The 17,014-nt window shown below is 33.6% G+C and carries 14 protein-coding genes; 9 read left to right on the top strand and 5 right to left on the bottom strand.

Features of this window, described 5'->3' with window-relative positions; translation table 11 throughout:
• Positions 1 to 67: 67 nt before the first annotated feature.
• Together OQ292_RS01010 and proS are read right to left on the bottom strand one after the other, a co-directional pair.
• Positions 68 to 2,266, bottom strand: a complete 2,199-nt coding sequence (locus OQ292_RS01010) for a toll/interleukin-1 receptor domain-containing protein (RefSeq protein WP_284684184.1) — start codon at positions 2,264 to 2,266, stop codon at positions 68 to 70.
• 172 nt (positions 2,267 to 2,438) lie between these two features.
• Positions 2,439 to 3,914 carry a proline--tRNA ligase gene (gene proS / locus OQ292_RS01005; protein WP_284684183.1) on the bottom strand — a complete coding sequence of 492 codons (1,476 nt, stop codon included), beginning with the start codon at positions 3,912 to 3,914 and terminating at the stop codon, positions 2,439 to 2,441.
• Between the two features lie 192 nt (positions 3,915 to 4,106).
• Here proS and OQ292_RS01000 point away from each other — a divergent pair, with 192 nt between their 5' ends.
• The 8 genes from OQ292_RS01000 to OQ292_RS00965 all read left to right on the top strand — a co-directional run bounded on the left by OQ292_RS01000 (position 4,107) and on the right by OQ292_RS00965 (position 12,628).
• A complete protein-coding gene (locus tag OQ292_RS01000; RefSeq protein WP_284684182.1) occupies positions 4,107 to 5,168 on the top strand; it encodes a hypothetical protein in 1,062 nt (353 codons plus the stop codon).
• Positions 5,169 to 5,264: 96 nt separating this feature from the next.
• Entirely contained in the window at positions 5,265 to 6,869 is a 1,605-nt protein-coding gene (locus OQ292_RS00995; protein WP_284684181.1) for an OmpP1/FadL family transporter, read from the top strand.
• A 6-nt stretch (positions 6,870 to 6,875) separates the two neighbouring features.
• On the top strand, positions 6,876 to 8,105 hold the full coding sequence (locus OQ292_RS00990; RefSeq protein WP_284684180.1) for an HD domain-containing protein: 1,230 nt from the start codon (positions 6,876 to 6,878) through the stop codon (positions 8,103 to 8,105).
• A 66-nt stretch (positions 8,106 to 8,171) separates the two neighbouring features.
• A complete protein-coding gene (gene lpxD, locus OQ292_RS00985) occupies positions 8,172 to 9,197 on the top strand; it encodes a UDP-3-O-(3-hydroxymyristoyl)glucosamine N-acyltransferase (protein ID WP_284684179.1) in 1,026 nt (341 codons plus the stop codon).
• Between the two features lie 16 nt (positions 9,198 to 9,213).
• Positions 9,214 to 10,611: a bifunctional UDP-3-O-[3-hydroxymyristoyl] N-acetylglucosamine deacetylase/3-hydroxyacyl-ACP dehydratase gene (locus tag OQ292_RS00980; protein WP_284684178.1), complete on the top strand. Its 1,398-nt coding sequence runs from the start codon at positions 9,214 to 9,216 to the stop codon at positions 10,609 to 10,611.
• A 42-nt stretch (positions 10,612 to 10,653) separates the two neighbouring features.
• Entirely contained in the window at positions 10,654 to 11,430 is a 777-nt protein-coding gene (lpxA, locus tag OQ292_RS00975; protein ID WP_284684177.1) for an acyl-ACP--UDP-N-acetylglucosamine O-acyltransferase, read from the top strand.
• Positions 11,431 to 12,045: an ABC transporter ATP-binding protein gene (locus OQ292_RS00970; protein WP_284684176.1), complete on the top strand. Its 615-nt coding sequence runs from the start codon at positions 11,431 to 11,433 to the stop codon at positions 12,043 to 12,045.
• A gap of 100 nt (positions 12,046 to 12,145) precedes the next feature.
• Positions 12,146 to 12,628: a hypothetical protein gene (locus OQ292_RS00965; RefSeq protein WP_284684175.1), complete on the top strand. Its 483-nt coding sequence runs from the start codon at positions 12,146 to 12,148 to the stop codon at positions 12,626 to 12,628.
• A gap of 70 nt (positions 12,629 to 12,698) precedes the next feature.
• On the opposite strand, the gene OQ292_RS00960 is transcribed toward OQ292_RS00965, so the two are convergent.
• The 3 genes from OQ292_RS00960 to OQ292_RS00950 all read right to left on the bottom strand — a co-directional run bounded on the left by OQ292_RS00960 (position 12,699) and on the right by OQ292_RS00950 (position 15,530).
• On the bottom strand, positions 12,699 to 13,619 hold the full coding sequence (locus OQ292_RS00960; RefSeq protein WP_284684174.1) for an aspartate carbamoyltransferase catalytic subunit: 921 nt from the start codon (positions 13,617 to 13,619) through the stop codon (positions 12,699 to 12,701).
• 44 nt (positions 13,620 to 13,663) lie between these two features.
• Complete coding sequence (pyrR, locus tag OQ292_RS00955) at positions 13,664 to 14,212, bottom strand: bifunctional pyr operon transcriptional regulator/uracil phosphoribosyltransferase PyrR (RefSeq protein ID WP_284684173.1); 549 nt, start codon at positions 14,210 to 14,212, stop codon at positions 13,664 to 13,666.
• An 82-nt stretch (positions 14,213 to 14,294) separates the two neighbouring features.
• A complete protein-coding gene (locus OQ292_RS00950) occupies positions 14,295 to 15,530 on the bottom strand; it encodes an NAD(P)/FAD-dependent oxidoreductase (protein WP_284684172.1) in 1,236 nt (411 codons plus the stop codon).
• Between the two features lie 169 nt (positions 15,531 to 15,699).
• Here OQ292_RS00950 and OQ292_RS00945 point away from each other — a divergent pair, with 169 nt between their 5' ends.
• Positions 15,700 to 16,950: a permease gene (locus OQ292_RS00945; RefSeq protein ID WP_284684171.1), complete on the top strand. Its 1,251-nt coding sequence runs from the start codon at positions 15,700 to 15,702 to the stop codon at positions 16,948 to 16,950.
• The last annotated feature ends 64 nt before the right edge of the window (positions 16,951 to 17,014 follow it).

The following is a 17,014-nucleotide window of genomic DNA, read 5'->3' as shown; positions in this document are numbered from 1 at the left end:
TAAAAAAACAAAAGCCTTTTGTTAGAAAGTTTTCTACTTGTTAGCAAAGGGCTTTTTTTAAGTTTAATTAATATCTGGTTAGCAAAATTGATTGCTGATACACAGCAGACACATTTCCGTTGGAATCCTTAAATTTAATATAGACAGTTTTTTTGCCTTGGCCTTGCTGTAACTTCCATTGTTTTGTGCTTTGAAATCTTTCCCAAGTTGAACCATCATTAAATTGAGGTGTATTTGAAATCATCATTTCGCTAGCACCGCTTGCATAAATTTTCAGGCTTACCTCTGCATTTGTTGTTACTTCAGATCGATCGTTTATTAGAATGCCTTGAACTTCTAATGGGGTTGTCAACAATTTTTGAAAGCGCTGTTGAGCTGTAGTTATTCTACCAGTTATTTTATCCTCCTCTATTTCTTTAATAAGTTGTTCCTTTAAAGTCGCACCATTATTCGTTTTGTTGAGTAAGGGCTCCGCCATTTTTTGTGCTTCGGTTAGATTGTTACTTTTTAGCAATGCAGAAATCTTTATTTTTTCTAAAGCAGCAAAATTTGGTGTGAGTTCTAAACCTTTATTGGCCAAGTTAATCGCTTGATCATTATTATTTTTGGCGAGGTTTTCATTTGCGAGATAAACGATACTTCTAGTTAAAGCATTTTTAATGTCATTCTGATCAGGAAATACTTCATAAGCATAGTTAGCAATTTTGTAAAGCTCTTCTGCTGCTGCTATTTTCTCATTATCCATAGCATTTTGATATTTCTGTAACTGTGCTTTAAAAGCTTCTGAAATTACAGCTCTATCTTTACTCTCGAATAAATTAGTAATGGTTTCTTTTACATCATTTGTACTGTTTGAATTTGATGATGTAGTAGGTTGGTTGTTTTGGGTAGTACTGCTTTTTGTGTTTTCCTCTTTTTGCTGAGATTGTTGAGTAGAACTGCTTGGTGTAACCGAACTGCTCTCTTTTCTCGATCTAGCTTCTGATTTAAATCCTGAAAGTTTACTTTCTAATCTTGTGTTTAAGTCTGCTCTTATACCATATTTTTTTAACTGCTTTTGATCTAACTGAGGTACAGATTTATTATCCATGTTTTTTAAAATCCAATCTGTATTGAGGTGGTAAGCTAGTGTTTCTCCCTGATCTGTTTTTGCATAAACTATATCTTCAGCAGTATCCATGTAAACTCCCTGAATATTTTTTGCTGTTTTGAAAGTAGCATAACGCTCTCCGTTTTCATTGTAGATGTTTATTTCGTTATTGCCACCTAATTCTGCATATAAACCATCGGTATTTTGCTGAGTTTTGTCGCTCCAATTGCTAATGCTTTTCTCATTTGCTTCGGCAGTAAAGGTTTTGTAATAAGCATCATACAAAGCTGTTTTTGCCATTAAGTTTGTGGTATCTGCTTCATAAGCCAATGCTGCAACTTTTAGTCCTGCTTCCTCAGATTCTTCGCATTGGATGGCACTAGCTTTTGCAATCAATTCATTAGAAGTTGCTTTTCGCAAGTTTAATAAAGCTTCTGCGGTAGCAATCTTTTCTTGTTGGCTGTAGTATAAAGCCAACGATAGAGTAGAGCTTACCAGAATAAAAACGACTATGGCCGCAATTCTTCTGAACATTCTAAAATTGCTATCTTTCCTAGATTTTATAATGTATTCTTCTTGAATCTTAGAAGGAGCAGGTTCTTTTTGAGTGATCTTTGCCTCTTTAAGCCATTTTTCTGCTTTTTTTAATGCTCCTCCACGAATAAGCAAGTCGATATTCCTGTCATTTTCTTGCCAGTTTACAGCTTGAGAAGTGTATTCTGTGTGTCTAGAAAGATGATCTTGATCTGTAGAAATAGCATTTTCTAATTGTGCTATAGATTTATCGAATTGGGTTTCCTCATCGAAATAAACCCAATTCAATTTTTTTATAACAGGATGAAGGCTGTCTTCTAAAAGTTTTTTTTCGGGAGTAATGTGAAGAATTGGAATAATCCTTTTGTTGAGTTCAACTGCTAAGTCGACTTCTTTAAGGCAGTAAACGGAAGCTACCGAATGTGGAGAAATTATAAAAATAAAGTTTTTGGTGTTTTTTATACCTTCGTTTATTTCTTTCTGATAATCTACAGCATGGGGGATATCTTCGTTGTCAAGCCAGACATCAAATCCCTTAGACTCTAGTATTTGGTGTAGTTTAATGGAGAAACTTTTACTTCCTGGACTATTTTCACTACCTCTACCATAAGAAATAAAAATATCATTGAAACTTGTCTTCATGATCACTCAGTCTAAAAAATATCCTGTAACAACAGCTCAAAAAATAGGAACATTAAAAGTAACGGTAATTATGAGAAAAAAGCCAGTAAAAGGGATAAAAATAGAAACATTGTAAACAAAAAAAGCACTTTAGACTATGTCATAAAGTGCTTTTTTAAGTTAAAAATCCTGTTTAATATGCTACAGCAAACAGTACTCTTCTTTTAGATGGTTTACCTGAGTAGATGCAAACGCCTTCTTCTTCAGGTTCATCAAAAGGGATACATCTGATAGTAGCTTTGGTTTTTTCTTTTATTTTAAGCTCAGTTTCAGTGGTGCCATCCCAATGAGCTTTTATAAAGCCACCTTTGGTTTTGAGCAGTTGTTTAAATTCATCAAACGTATCTGCTGTTCTGGTGTTTTCGATTCTAAAATCGAGTGCTTTTTGGTAGATGTTTTTCTGGATTTTATCCATCAAATCTATTACAATAGCTTCTGCTTCATCGAAATTAGCCATCTGTTTTTCTTTGGTGTCTCTTCTGGCAATCTCTACTGTTCCATTTTCCAAATCGCGAGGGCCCATAGCTAATCTTACTGGTACACCTTTTAGTTCCCACTCATTAAATTTGTAGCCTGGTTTGTAGGTATCTCTATCGTCAAATTTAACAGTAAGCCCTTTGGCTTCGAGTGTTTTTTTGATCTGCGCAGCTTTTTCAGAAATAGCTTGAAGCTGATCATCACTCTTGTAAATAGGTACTATAACAACATGGATAGGTGCTAGTTTTGGAGGTAAAACAAGTCCATCATCATCTGAATGCCCCATAATTAATGCACCCATTAATCTAGTACTTACACCCCAAGATGTACCCCAAACTAGTTCTTGTTTATTGTCTTTATTTAGGAATTGTACATCAAAAGCTTTTGCGAAATTCTGTCCTAAGAAGTGAGAAGTACCAGCTTGTAATGCCTTGCCATCTTGCATCATTGCCTCGATACATAAAGTATCTTCTGCACCTGCAAATCTTTCGTATGCAGTTTTAGTCCCTTTTATTACTGGTAATCCTAAAAACTCTTCTGCAAAAGTGGCATAAACACCTAGCATTCTTTCTGTTTCTTCTATTGCCTCAGCTTTCGTAGCATGTGCTGTGTGGCCTTCTTGCCATAAAAATTCAGCAGTTCTTAAGAATGGTCTAGTTCTCATTTCCCACCTTACAACATTTGCCCATTGGTTAATTAGCAACGGCAAATCTCTATAAGATTGAATCCAGTTTTTGTATGTACTCCAAATAACTGTTTCAGAAGTAGGTCTTACTATAAGCTCTTCTTCAAGTTTGGCTTCGGGGTCTACCACTACACCGTTACCATCATCAGAATTTTTTAATCTGTAATGTGTAACTACCGCGCATTCTTTAGCAAAGCCCTCAACGTGATCTGCCTCTTTGCTTAAAAAAGATTTCGGTATAAATAAAGGAAAGTACGCGTTTGTGTGCCCAGTGTCTTTAAACATTTTGTCTAAAGCTGCCTGCATTTTTTCCCATATTGCAAATCCGTAAGGCTTAATTACGTAACAGCCTCTTACAGAAGAGGTTTCAGCTAAATCGGCTCTTTTAACCAACTCCTGATACCATATTGGGTAATTTTCACTTCTTTTTGGTATCCCTTTTGCCATTTTTAAATTCGAATTGATTTTTAATATAAATTGTTACTATAATTGATTGGTACAATACTAAACGTTATATTTGTTAGTATTACAACCTTTTTAGTACATTTAGTGTCATTAATTATAACGAAGGGCAAATATATGTTTTTTTTAGCAGGCCTTTCAAGTAAACTAAGTGCTTTTATTAACTGTTCATACACTATGAAAACATTTATAAAATTATTAACAGTCTCTTTTCTGTTTACAGGAGCATCTTCTTTTGCTCAGGTATCGCAGGAGTGGGATGATACTTATTTTTTCACAACTGACAGAAGCACACCAGCTTCTATATCAGATGATGTAAGAATAAAACCTAGCGTAAATTTTCAGGAAAATTCAACTTCTAAATATGCCAATCCTGATTATAATGGTGATGCTATTGTTGAAAACAGTAGCTATAACTATTATTCTGAGGATCAGCTTGATAATATATATGACGAAAATTATGTCTTCGGTTCTAACTATGTAAATAACCCATATGGCTATTATGGTAATCCATATTATGGCTATAATGGCGCTTATTCTAGATTTAACGATCCATTCTTTAGTCCATATTATTCAGGTTATTCAAATCCATGGGCATATAATAGAGGTTTTAGAAGGGGACTTTCTATGAGCTTAGGCTTTGGAAGTATGTATGGAATGTACAACATGGGTTATGGTTCACCTTACTATGATCCATTTTATAGCCCTTATTACGATCCATATTATGCATCGTACTATGGTTATGGTTACTATGGAGGTATGGGATATTATAACAGATATTCTAGAAGACCAACTGTTGTAGTAATCGAAAATAATGTAAGAAGTGTAGAAAATAGAATTAGCAGAGGTAATGCTGCTTACTCTAGATACAGTGACAGAACTGTAAATTCTAATAAAATTTCTTCTTACACTCCATCTTCTAATGCTAGCAGAGCTGCAAACTCGAGAATAAGAAATATCGAACAAATTCAAGAAAGGGTAAACAATAGAACAAACGGTAGAGTTAGTTCTTATACAAATTCTAACAATAGCAGATCTTCTTATTCAAGTGGTAGAAGTAGTAGCTCATCATTTGGTACTAGAAACTCTTCGAATTATAATTCTGGAAGAAATTCGTTTAATAATAATTCATACTCTTCACCTTCAAGAAGAACAACTTCTTCGTTCAGTACAGGTAGAAGTTCTTCATCAAGCGGAGCTAGCAGAAGCAGTGCTCCTGTTAGAAGAGGTAGACAATAAAATTTATAATACTATATAAATAGAGCGAACTTATTTTAATAAGTTCGCTTTTTTATTTAATAAGAAATAATTATCTGAAATTATAAATGAAGACATATGTTAAAAAACGGATTTTATTTTTCCCTGTTGATATTATCAATAATCTGTTTTACTAATAAAGCTAGTGCTCAATATTACAGAGATGCTTTAAGATATTCGCAAACTACATTTGGAGGTACTGCAAGGACTCAAGGATTTGGCGGGGCTTCAGTGGCGATAGGAGGTGATTTATCAAATGCAATTACAAATCCAGCAGGTTTAGGATTTAATAGAAGATCAGAAATTATTATATCTCCAGCTCTTGGTTTTAATAATACTAATTCAGATTACTATACTTATCCTCGTAACCTTTCTGAGTCTACCACAGATTCTAGGTTTAATTTTAACTTTGGTTCTCTTGGTGCTATTTTCTCAAAAGCACGCAATGGCATGAGTAGCAACTTTGGTGGTTCTTTTGCCATTAGTGTAAGTAGAATTAACGATTTTAATAATAGCATTACCTATAGGGGTACAAATGATTCTACACAGCTAGTTGATTCATTTTTGCAGCAGGCAGATGGAGTATCTTGGGATGAGTTAGACCAACAAGGTGAAAATGGTGTATTTGATTATTTAGGATTAGCGTATTTTACCTATTTAATAGGGCCTAATTATGATGACCCTCAAAATTTTGACAACTACACCACACCTATTGCTACACCACAAGAATTTCCAACATTTCAGCAAGAACAAATAACTACCAAAGGAGCCCAATATGAGTGGAACTTCTCTTATGGTGGAAACTACGATGATAAACTGTATTATGGTTTAGGAATTGGTGTGCAAACGATTAACTATACAAGAGAAAGAGAATACAGAGAGTCCGTATCAGATGCTTCTTCACCATTTAGTGAGTTAGTTTATATTGACAGACTTACACAAAATGGAATAGGGGTTAACTTTAAAGCTGGTCTTATTTACAGAGCATCAGATAGATTGAGATTTGGCATAAGCGGAGTAACTCCAACTTGGTATAGACTCAATGAGGTTTTTGACGAAGAATTATACACTTACTGGAATAATGTAACAATTTTCGATGGATACAATACTGATGGTACAGAGAATTATACTCTCTTAAATCATTTCAGCGAAGAAGCTTTGTACGACGAAATATATTTTAGTTTAAAAACTCCGGCGAGAATAAATGGAGGGGTTGCATATTTCTTTGGTAAAAATGGATTTGTAACAGCAGATATAGAATATTTAAACTATGGTTCTTCAAGGTTGAATAATCCTAGATATGCGATTGATGGCTATGATGCAGGTTTCGATTTTGTTGGAGATAATGATGTAACTCAGGAAATTTATAAAAGTATTGTAAACTTTAGAGTGGGTGGAGAATATAGAATGGATATGTTTAGGTTTAGAGGTGGATTTGCCTACTATGGAGATCCATATGCTGCTGATGATAGACTAGGCAATGATGTAATGAGTTTTACATTAGGTGCAGGACTTAGAAAGAGAGATTTTTACACCGATTTTGCAGTTGTTGCCAATAGGTATACATCAGAAGTGAGACCTTATGAATTATATGATTATAATAGTGGTCAAGAAGTTAATCCTGTTGCTTCTGTAAATCAAAGTCGTGTGAGAGCTATATTTACAGTTGGTTTATTCTATTAGAGTTTAATGAAGAAAAAAAAAATCATTAATGATCCGGTTTACGGGTTTATATCTATCAATTCAGATTTAATATTTGATGTAATACAACATCCCTATTTTCAGCGACTTAGAAGAGTAAAACAACTTGGTCTAACAGACTTTGTGTACCCTGGAGCATTGCATACCAGGTTCCATCATGCTTTGGGGGCAATGCATTTAATGGGAGTTACACTAAATGTATTAAGAAATAAGGGGCAAGAAATAAGTGAAGAAGAGTTCGAAGGTGCTTTATTAGCAATCTTATTGCATGATATTGGGCACGGACCTTTTTCTCATGCTCTAGAGCGTAGTATTCTAAGAGGTGTTCATCACGAAGATATGTCTATTCTTATTATGAATAAACTCAATAATGAGTTTAATAATAGCTTAGATATAGCCATCGCTATTTTCACAAATAATTATCATAGAAAGTTTTTTCATCAATTAGTGTCTAGCCAGTTAGATATGGATAGGCTCGACTACCTACAAAGAGATTGTTACTTTACTGGGGTAATTGAAGGAAAAGTCGGTTTTGATAGAATCGTGCGGATGCTAGATGTGCATGACGATCAAATAGTAGTAGAAGAAAAAGGTATATATAGTATCGAAAACTTCCTAAATGCCAGAAGGTTGATGTATTGGCAAGTATATCTTCATAAAACTACGCTTAGCACTGAGCAAATGCTCATTCAGATAATTAAAAGAGCAAAGTATCTTGCTCAGAAAGGTGTTGATGTATTTAGCTCAAAGCCATTAAGTTTTTTCTTGAATGCAAGTATTGGCTTCGAAGATTTTAAAGAAAAACCTGAGTATCTGGAATACTTCGCCCGATTAGATGATTTTGATATTTGGGGTAGTATTAAAGTTTGGGCAGACCACGATGACAAGGTTCTGTCTGAGTTAAGTAGAATGTTATTAGAAAGAAGGCTTTTTAGAGTGGAATTAACTAATAAAAAGTCAGTAGAAAAAAATATTTCATCAATTAGAGAATCATTATCCAAAAAAATGGGAATATCTCTAGAAGATGCTAAATTTTTCTGTACAAAAGGGAAAATAACAAATAAAGCTTATGTTTCTCAAAATCAAAATATCCTCATTAAATCCAAAAAAGGAGAGATTATAGATGTTGCCAAGGCTTCGGATCTGCCAAATATTGAAGCTTTGAGTAAAATTGTTAAAAAATTTTATCTATGCTACCCTAAAGTTTTATCTTTGTGAATTAAATTATTTTTCAGGAAGCAAAGAGATAAAAATTCCTGTTTTTTTTAGATTATTTTAGAGTTAATGGAATTTACCATTCAGGAACTTGCCCATCTATTAAAAGGAGAAGTAAGAGGCAACGAAAGTGAAAAGGTTCATACGATTTGTAAAATTCAGGAAGGGAAAAAAGGTGCTATTACTTTTCTGGCCAATCCTAAATACGAAAAATTTATCTACGATACTGAAGCTAGTGCAGTAATCGTAAGCAAATCTTTTGACCCAAAGAAAGAAGTAAAAACCTCTTTAATAATAGTAGAAGATGCTTACCAGTCTTTTAGTGTATTGCTCGAAGAGTATGAGCGACTGGTTAAAATGCAAAAAACTGGCATAGAACAACCTTCATACATTAGCTCTTCTGCGAAATTAGGCGAAAAAATTTATGTTGGAGCGTTCGCTTACATAGGAGAAAATGTAAAAATTGGGGATAATTGCAAAATATATCCACAGGCATTTATTGGAGATGATGTTACTATTGGAGATAATACAATTATCTATGCCGGTGCAAAAATAAATGCAAGAACTGAATTAGGAAGTTATGTAACCATTCAGTCGGGTGTGGTTATCGGTAGCGAAGGGTTTGGTTTTGCTCCTCAGCCTGATGGAAGCTATAAGAGAATCCCTCAAATAGGTAATGTAGTAATTAAAGACCACGTAGATGTAGGAGCAAATACAGCAATAGATTGTGCTACTACAGGATCTACTATAATTGAAGAAGGCACAAAATTAGACAACCTTATACAGGTTGCTCACAATGTAAAAGTTGGTAAAAATACAGTAATTGCTGCACAAGCCGGTATTGCCGGATCTGCTGAAATAGGAAACTATTGTATGGTAGGAGGGCAAGTTGGTATAGTGGGGCATTTAAAAATTGCTGATAAAACCGGTTTAGGACCCAAAGCTGGAATTATGAGCTCTATAAAAAAGGAGGGTACAAATGTACTTGGAGGGCCTGCATTTGACCTTAAGCAGTATATGAAATCTTATGTAGTATTTAGAAAACTACCTGATTTATTAAAACGAATTGAAGAACTGGAAAAGAGTTTAGGATAATACTATTGTTTATACAATGCATACGAAACAACATACAATTAAGAAGCAAGTAACAGTTTCAGGTGTGGGACTGCATACCGGTGTGCCGGCTAATATGACATTTAAGCCAGCTAAACCTAACCACGGTATTAAATTTAAGAGAATTGACCTTGAAGGAGAACCTGTAGTTGATGCTGATGTTGATAATGTAGTTGACCTTTCTCGAGGTACTACTATAGAACAAAGTGGAGCGAGAGTTAATACTGTAGAACATACTTTAGCTGCTTTAGTAGGTTTGCAAATTGATAATGTGCTGATAGAAATAGATGGACCTGAACCTCCAATTATGGATGGTAGCTCAATCAAATTTGTAGAGTCTTTAAAAGAAGCAGGTTTGGAAGAACAAGGGGTGATGAGAAACTTCTTTGAAATTCCAGAAAGTGTTTTCTATAAAGAAGAAGACAGACAAGTTGAGTTAGCGGCGCTTCCATTAAACGATTACAGAGTAACAGTAATGGTAGATTACAATTCTCCTGTATTAGGTAGCCAACATGCTTCTTTAAATCATATAAGCCAGTTTCCAGAAGAAATTGCTTCGTCTAGAACATTCTGTTTTCTTCACGAACTAGAAATGCTTCGTAAAAACAACCTAATTAAAGGTGGTAACTTTAACAATGCTATTGTAGTGGTTGACAAAGTTGTAAGTGAGGAGGAGCTTTCAGAATTAGCAACTTTATTTAACTTACCTAAAGTAGAAGTAAAAGCAGAAGGTATTTTAAATAATATTGAGCTGAGATATAATAATGAGCCAGCTAGACATAAACTATTAGATTTAATAGGTGATTTAGCATTAGCTGGTAGACCAATAAAGGGTCAGATATTGGCAGCACGTCCAGGACATGCAGCAAACGTTGCTTTTGCAAAGAAAATTAAGAAAATGATGCAAAAGAATACGAAAACAGATGCTGTTCCTGAATACGATCCTAAAATGCCTGCTGTTTTGGACATCAACCAAATAGGACAGGTATTACCTCATGCATACCCTTTCAGATTAGTTGATAAGATTTTTCAACTTGATGAAAATGCTGTTACAGGTATAAAAAATGTAACAATTAACGAACCTTTCTTTCAAGGTCACTTTCCAGGAAACCCTGTAATGCCAGGTGTTTTACAGATTGAAGCTATGGCTCAAACTGGTGGAATCCTTCTATTAAATACTGTTGATAATCCAGAAGAATATTGGACTTATTTTGTAGGTATTGATAATTGTAGATTTAAAAAAATGGTAGTACCAGGCGACACGCTAATATTAAAATGCGAGTTGTTAGCACCAGTAAGAAGAGGTATTGCCAAAATGAAGGGGCAAGGTTATGTTGCCGGAAAATTAGTTTGTGAAGCCAGCATGTCAGCATGTTTGGTTAAAAAAGATATTTAATAATATCAGTGTTCTTTGGTTTAGTGAAAAAATAATATAAGAATGATTCACCCGTATACAAATATTCATTCTGAAGCAAAAATAGGAGAAGGCGTACAAGTAGAGGCATTTGTTACCATCGAAAAGGATGTTGAGATAGGAGATGGATGCTGGATTGGTCCCAATGTTAGTATAATGGAAGGCGCCAGAATTGGTAAAAATGTTAAGATTCATCCTGGTGCAGTTATATCCAATGTACCACAGGACTTAAAGTTTCAGGGTGAAAAAACCTACACATATATTGGTGATAACACTGTCGTGAGAGAGTGTGTAACTATTAATAGAGGTACTGCCGACCGTTGGAAAACGGAAATTGGAGCAGACTGTCTTTTAATGGCTTATGTACATATTGCGCACGATTGTCATATAGGAGATGGTTGTATAATCGCTAACTCTTGCCAAATTGCTGGACATGTTACAATCCAAGAAGCTGCCAGATTAGGTGGAACAACAGCAGTACATCAATTTGTGAAAATTGGTTCACATTGTATGATTGGAGGTGGCTCTTTAGTAAGAAAAGATGTGCCTCCATTTATTACAGCAGCTAGAGAACCTTTGATTTACAGTGGAGTAAATTCTGTAGGCTTGCAAAGGAGTGGATTTTCACCTGAGAAAATAAATCAAATACAAGAAGTTTATAGGCATTATTTTCTGAAAGGCAATAATAAAGCTCAGGCACTTAAGTTAATTGAAGAAGAAATACCTGATTCGAAGGAGAAAAGCAAAATTCTTGATTTTATTAAAAATTCAGAAAGAGGAGTTATCAAAGGTTATCATTAAATGAAAATAACTGTAAAGGGAGCAGGTAAAAAGTTTGGCCATAACTGGATTTTCAAAAACATAGATACAAGCTTTGAGAAAGGTAATAGCTATGCGATAACTGGGAATAATGGTTCTGGCAAAACTACTTTAATTAAAGCACTCGCAGGTATAACTCCATTGAGTATAGGTACAATTGAATATTCCAAACAAGATGGAGCTAAAATTAATGCAGATGATTTTTTTAACTATATAACTTTAGCTGGTCCCTACACAGAATTAATAGAAGAGTTTACTTTACTAGAAGTATTGCAGTTCTATTCAAAATTTAAAGAACTTACTCTATCAAATAAAGAATTACTAGAAAATACAGGCTTTAATAAAGTTAAAAACCTATCTGTAAAGTTTTTTTCTTCAGGAATGAAGCAAAAACTCAAGTTAGCACTAGCAATGTTTACAAATTCGAAGGTGGTATTTTTAGATGAGCCTACTTCTAATTTAGATAAAGAAAATACCAGTTGGTATTTAGAGAATATAGAAAAAGCGACTATTGATAAAATATTAATAATTTGTTCCAACCAGCAATATGAGTATAGTTTTTGTCGCGAGGTACTTAATGTTAATATGTTCAAATAATTCACTTTATTTAATTAATCTTTCACGACTTTTTAATTAATTAGAAATTATTTTACATCCAATTATAGATCAGTACCTAAATTAATTTTAATCAATGAATATGAAGCATTTAAAATACTTTTTTCTAGCTTTTACAGTTTCAGGGCTTTTATTTTTAGGAGCATGCGATAATGGTAGCGATCCTGAACCACAAACAGTAGCAGAAAAAATATCAAAATCTTGGAAAGTACAAAGCGCAACTCAGGATGTAGGGACTGGAAGTGAAGCGGTAACTTTTGATTTTTCAAGCTTTAGATTAACGCTTGCAAGTGCTGATGGAGAACCAACAACTTATTCTATAACTGCTGGGGGATTAACAGATGGCAAAACGCCAAACTATAATGGTTCAACCGGCAGTGGTACATGGACAATTAGCGGAAATACTTCATCAGGTACAATTGTTTTTCAAGATGCAGCAGCGACAGATTCAAGTGTAACTTATTCTTTCGATGAGTCTGCAGGAACACTTACTTTAACATGGACAGTACCAGTTGATACTGACAAAACAGAGCCAACTTATACTTTTGTATTAGAAGCAGCATAAATTCAATTTAGATAAATAAAAAAAGCCAACTAAAAGTTTATTTAGTTGGCTTTTTTTATTAAAAGGACTTTTAGTTCTGAGCTAATAAATATAATACTGCCATTCTTACAGCAACCCCATTTTCTACTTGATCTAGAATAATAGAATGCTCAGAATCTGCCACATCACTATTTAATTCAACACCTCTGTTAATTGGTCCAGGGTGCATTATCACAATTTCCTTATTTAAGCTATCGAGTAATTGCTTGTTTACTCCGTAGTACATCGAGTATTCTCTTAATGATGGGAAATTAGCTGATTTCTGCCTCTCTAACTGAATTCTAAGTACATTGGCCACATCGCACCAATCGAGAGCTTTTTTAATATCTGGTTCATATCCAACACCAATCTCAGTAATGTACTTTGGAATTAAAGTAGGAGGGCCGCAAACTTTTACTTCTGCACCTAATTTTAGAAGTGCAAAGATGTTTGAAAGAGCTACTCTTGAATGAGAAATATCTCCAACTATTACTATTTTCTTACCACCAACTTCACCAAGTTTTTGTCTTATGGAATAAGAGTCTAATAATGCTTGAGTAGGATGCTCGTGTGTTCCATCGCCAGCATTAACAACTTGTGCATTTATATTATTTGATAGAAAATGTGGTGCTCCGGGTGATGCATGTCTCATCACAATAATATCTACCTTCATAGAAAGTATGTTTTTTACTGTGTCGAGTAGTGTTTCACCTTTTTTTACAGAGCTTGAAGATGATGAAAAGTTTATCACATCAGCAGAAAGTCTTTTTTCTGCTAATTCAAATGAAAGTCTTGTTCTTGTTGAATTCTCAAAGAAGACATTTGCGATCGTCATGTCTCTAAGCGAAGGAACTTTCTTTATTGGTCGATTTATAACTTGTTTAAAATGATCTGCTGTTTCAAAAATTAAATTTAAGTCAGACTTTTCTAAATTTTTTATCCCTAGCAGATGCTTTACACTTAAACTTGCCATGTAAGAATGAAAAATATAATGTGCTTATAAATATTTTTAAATTATTATCCTTGCCATTGGTTAAATAACCAAATATTATCTTCGTCGAATCCCTGTTCTATCCATTCTACTACTACTCTTTGAGATTGAATAGTATTTACCGATTTTCCAACGTAATTTGGCTCAATAGGTAGATGCCTGCTATACTTTCTGTTTACTAGAACAAAAAGCTCTACTTTAGATGGTCTGCCAAAAGCCAGCATAGCACTAATAGCTGCTCTAACTGTTCTTCCGGTGTAAAGTACATCATCTACAAGAATTACCTTTTTATTTTCTATAATGAAAGGAACATGCGTAGAATTTGGTGATAATGGTTCATCTCTTCTTCTGAAATCATCTCGGTAAAAAGTGGTATCTAATGAACCAACAGGTACATCTACATTTATCATTTCAGAAAGTCGTTCTTTAATTCTTTTAGCAAGAAAAACTCCTCTGGGCTGCATCCCAAGTAGAACAGAATCATTAAAATCTATGTGATTTTCAATTAATTGCTGGCAAAGTCTACTCAGCATGATATCTAAGAGCTTACTGCTTAACAATTTGATTTTGGCCATACTAAATGAAATTGAATTTTTTGCAAGTTAGCTAATTATAAGTCAATTGATAAATTTTTAAAATGATAAGTAAAAAACTTCTTTAGCCAAATAATACTTTAAAGTAAAAAGATGGCTTTTTAAGTTGTTCTCGTACTTCCATATCTGTTAACATAGAAGATATAGTTTCTCTTAAAGTTTTATTTTTTATTGCTTTATTCACTATTAAACTAAATAGCCATGGGTAATTAAGCAAATCTTGCATTGCTTTACTTAATTGAAGTTCTTTACTTAATTTACCATATGTATATTGGTCGTAACCCTTCATAAAATCAGCAGAGAAATTGTTCTCTTTTAAGCATTTTTCTGCATGTATTGCGGCATACATACCACTAGCCATCGCATTTCCAATTCCTTCTCCTGTAAATGGGTCTATCAAACTAGCAGCATCACCAACTAACATGAAGTTATCTCCTGACAATTTTCTTTTTTTTGATCCGAGTGGTAAGCCAAAACCTTTTGGTGAATCAATTTCTTTAGCGTTAGCAAATCGCTCTTTTAATATAGGGTTATGGTTTATTATTTGATAAAGCTGCTTTTTAAGATTAACTCCTTGTTTACTTATTTTATCACTTCTTATACCCAAGCCTACATTAGCTTGTCCATTAGGAAGCGGGAAAATCCAGAAATAACCTGGCAATAACTCTTTTAGAAAATGAAGTTCTATGTAATTATTTTCATGTATGCCTGTAATTCCCTCAAAATAAGACCTTATGCCGGCTACATAATGTCTTTTTTCCATGTGAATATTAGCTAGTTTTTTGCTGAATTTTGAATAGGCTCCATTAGCAAAAATTACTAGTTTGGTTTTTATAATCTGATCGCCATTTTTATCTGTAAGTAAAACCTGATTATCAGCATATTCTAGATCGGTAATCTCAGTATTTTCAAGTAAGTTGATTGATCTTCTTTTTTTTACTTCTTCAATCAAAAAGTTATCGAAATGAACCCTTTTTGATACAAAGCCCGCTGGTAAATTGTTGTTTACCGCATCGTTGATTTTAAATGGAACATCTAATGTTTGTTGGTTAGGGGCTATAAATCTTGCTCCCCAAGAAGGAACTTGCAGTGGTGTTTTTGAAAATGTATAATTAATTTCTGGATCTAATTTATTTAAAATACTTAAAACCCAGCCACTTAAGCCATCACCACAAATTTTATCTCTTGGAAAAGTGGCCTTGTCTACAAGTAAACTGGGTATTCCCATTTTATCTAAAAACATAGCAGCAGAACACCCTCCAGGTCCGGCACCAATTATACATACTTCCGATTCTATCATTAAAATATAATTATTCAGCTCTAAAGTTAATTGTGCCCAAAGTTATACAAATAATGATTTGAACTATTTTTTAGAATTAAAATCTACTTCAGATAAAAAAAGAAATACTAATTCTTTTTACATTTAAAAAAATATATGTCTAATCTATTAGACTTAAATTACTATAATAATGAATTACATAGAATTATATATAAAAGAATTGATATGGTTGTTAAGTGAAATGTCTCCATATCTTTTATTAGGTTTTTTAATTGCAGGCATATTACATGCTTATTTACCACAGCAAAAACTTGTAAAATATATAGGGAAGAATAATTTAAATTCTGTAATAAATGCCTCTTTGTTTGGAATTCCTTTGCCGTTATGCTCATGTGGGGTTATTCCTACAGGGGTTTCTCTCAATAAAAATGGAGCATCTAAAGGGGCAACTGTGTCATTCTTGATCTCGACACCGCAAACTGGAGTTGATTCAATACTAGCTACTTATGCACTTTTAGGTTTGCCCTTTGCACTTATCAGACCCATTATTGCATTTGTAACTGGTAATATTGGTGGACTTATTACTAATCAAGCTGAAGCGAAAAATATTTCTAACTCAACTGGAGAAAATAATATTGAAGAGGTTACCAGCAAGAATGAAAATAGATTTAAGAAAATGTTGAAATATGCTTTTGTCGATTTTTTAAAAGATATTTCAAAATGGTTGATTATAGGGCTTCTAATTGCTGCTTTTATTTCTTTGATAATTCCTGATGATTTTTTTGCTGAATATCTAAGCAATCCATTTTTGAGTATGTTAGTTATTTTGGCTGCTTCAGTACCATTATATGTATGTGCAACTGGTTCTATTCCAATAGCAGCAGTTTTGTTAGCTAAAGGAATTTCTCCTGGTACAGCGTTAGTTTTTTTAATGGCAGGACCAGCAACTAATGCAGCCACGATTACTGTAATCGGGAAAACACTTGGCAAAAAAACATTAATCATATATTTAGCTTCAATAATGATTGGAGCAGTTATATTCGGTTTAATGATTGATTATTTATTGCCAGCTTCTTGGTTTTCTATAGCAGGTTTGGGCACTATTCAACAACATGCTATTCACATTCTTCCTAATTGGATTAATTATATTTCAGCAATAACATTAGTTTTATTAATAATATATGGCTATGTTAAAAAAGACAAAGTTGTAACTCCAATTATTGATAGTGATATGGATTCAATTAAAATAAAAGTAAAAGGGATGACATGTAACCATTGCAAAGCAAATGTTGAGCGAAATATTAATGCAATGGAAGGAGTTAACTCAGCTACGGTTAATCTAGAAAACGAAGAGGTAATGATAAGCGGGGAAAAATTGGATATCGAAAAGATAAAGCATAAAGTCGATGATATAGGATATGAATTCGTTTCAAAAATTTAAATATTATACGATAAATGATATAAGAAAATAGCCTGATGCATGTTATTTTAAAAAAATACTTAGT

This window comes from Chondrinema litorale (assembly GCF_026250525.1).
Taxonomy (GTDB): domain Bacteria; phylum Bacteroidota; class Bacteroidia; order Cytophagales; family Flammeovirgaceae; genus Chondrinema; species Chondrinema litorale.
The sequence above is the reverse complement of the archived record's forward strand: the minus strand, read 5'-3'. Positions and strand labels throughout refer to the sequence as shown.

What these genes read in the sequence shown, in the direction of transcription:
- OQ292_RS00965 (WP_284684175.1), top strand. Translation starts at nt 12,146, where the DNA reads ATGAAGCATTTAAAATACTTTTTTCTAGCTTTTACAGTTTCAGGGCTT.
- OQ292_RS00945 (WP_284684171.1), top strand. Translation starts at nt 15,700, where the DNA reads ATGAATTACATAGAATTATATATAAAAGAATTGATATGGTTGTTAAGT.
- proS (WP_284684183.1), bottom strand. Translation starts at nt 3,914, where the DNA reads ATGGCAAAAGGGATACCAAAAAGAAGTGAAAATTACCCAATATGGTAT.
- pyrR (WP_284684173.1), bottom strand. Translation starts at nt 14,212, where the DNA reads ATGGCCAAAATCAAATTGTTAAGCAGTAAGCTCTTAGATATCATGCTG.
- OQ292_RS00990 (WP_284684180.1), top strand. Translation starts at nt 6,876, where the DNA reads ATGAAGAAAAAAAAAATCATTAATGATCCGGTTTACGGGTTTATATCT.
- lpxA (WP_284684177.1), top strand. Translation starts at nt 10,654, where the DNA reads ATGATTCACCCGTATACAAATATTCATTCTGAAGCAAAAATAGGAGAA.
- OQ292_RS00980 (WP_284684178.1), top strand. Translation starts at nt 9,214, where the DNA reads ATGCATACGAAACAACATACAATTAAGAAGCAAGTAACAGTTTCAGGT.
- OQ292_RS00995 (WP_284684181.1), top strand. Translation starts at nt 5,265, where the DNA reads ATGTTAAAAAACGGATTTTATTTTTCCCTGTTGATATTATCAATAATC.
- OQ292_RS01000 (WP_284684182.1), top strand. Translation starts at nt 4,107, where the DNA reads ATGAAAACATTTATAAAATTATTAACAGTCTCTTTTCTGTTTACAGGA.
- OQ292_RS00960 (WP_284684174.1), bottom strand. Translation starts at nt 13,619, where the DNA reads ATGGCAAGTTTAAGTGTAAAGCATCTGCTAGGGATAAAAAATTTAGAA.
- OQ292_RS01010 (WP_284684184.1), bottom strand. Translation starts at nt 2,266, where the DNA reads ATGAAGACAAGTTTCAATGATATTTTTATTTCTTATGGTAGAGGTAGT.
- lpxD (WP_284684179.1), top strand. Translation starts at nt 8,172, where the DNA reads ATGGAATTTACCATTCAGGAACTTGCCCATCTATTAAAAGGAGAAGTA.
- OQ292_RS00970 (WP_284684176.1), top strand. Translation starts at nt 11,431, where the DNA reads ATGAAAATAACTGTAAAGGGAGCAGGTAAAAAGTTTGGCCATAACTGG.
- OQ292_RS00950 (WP_284684172.1), bottom strand. Translation starts at nt 15,530, where the DNA reads ATGATAGAATCGGAAGTATGTATAATTGGTGCCGGACCTGGAGGGTGT.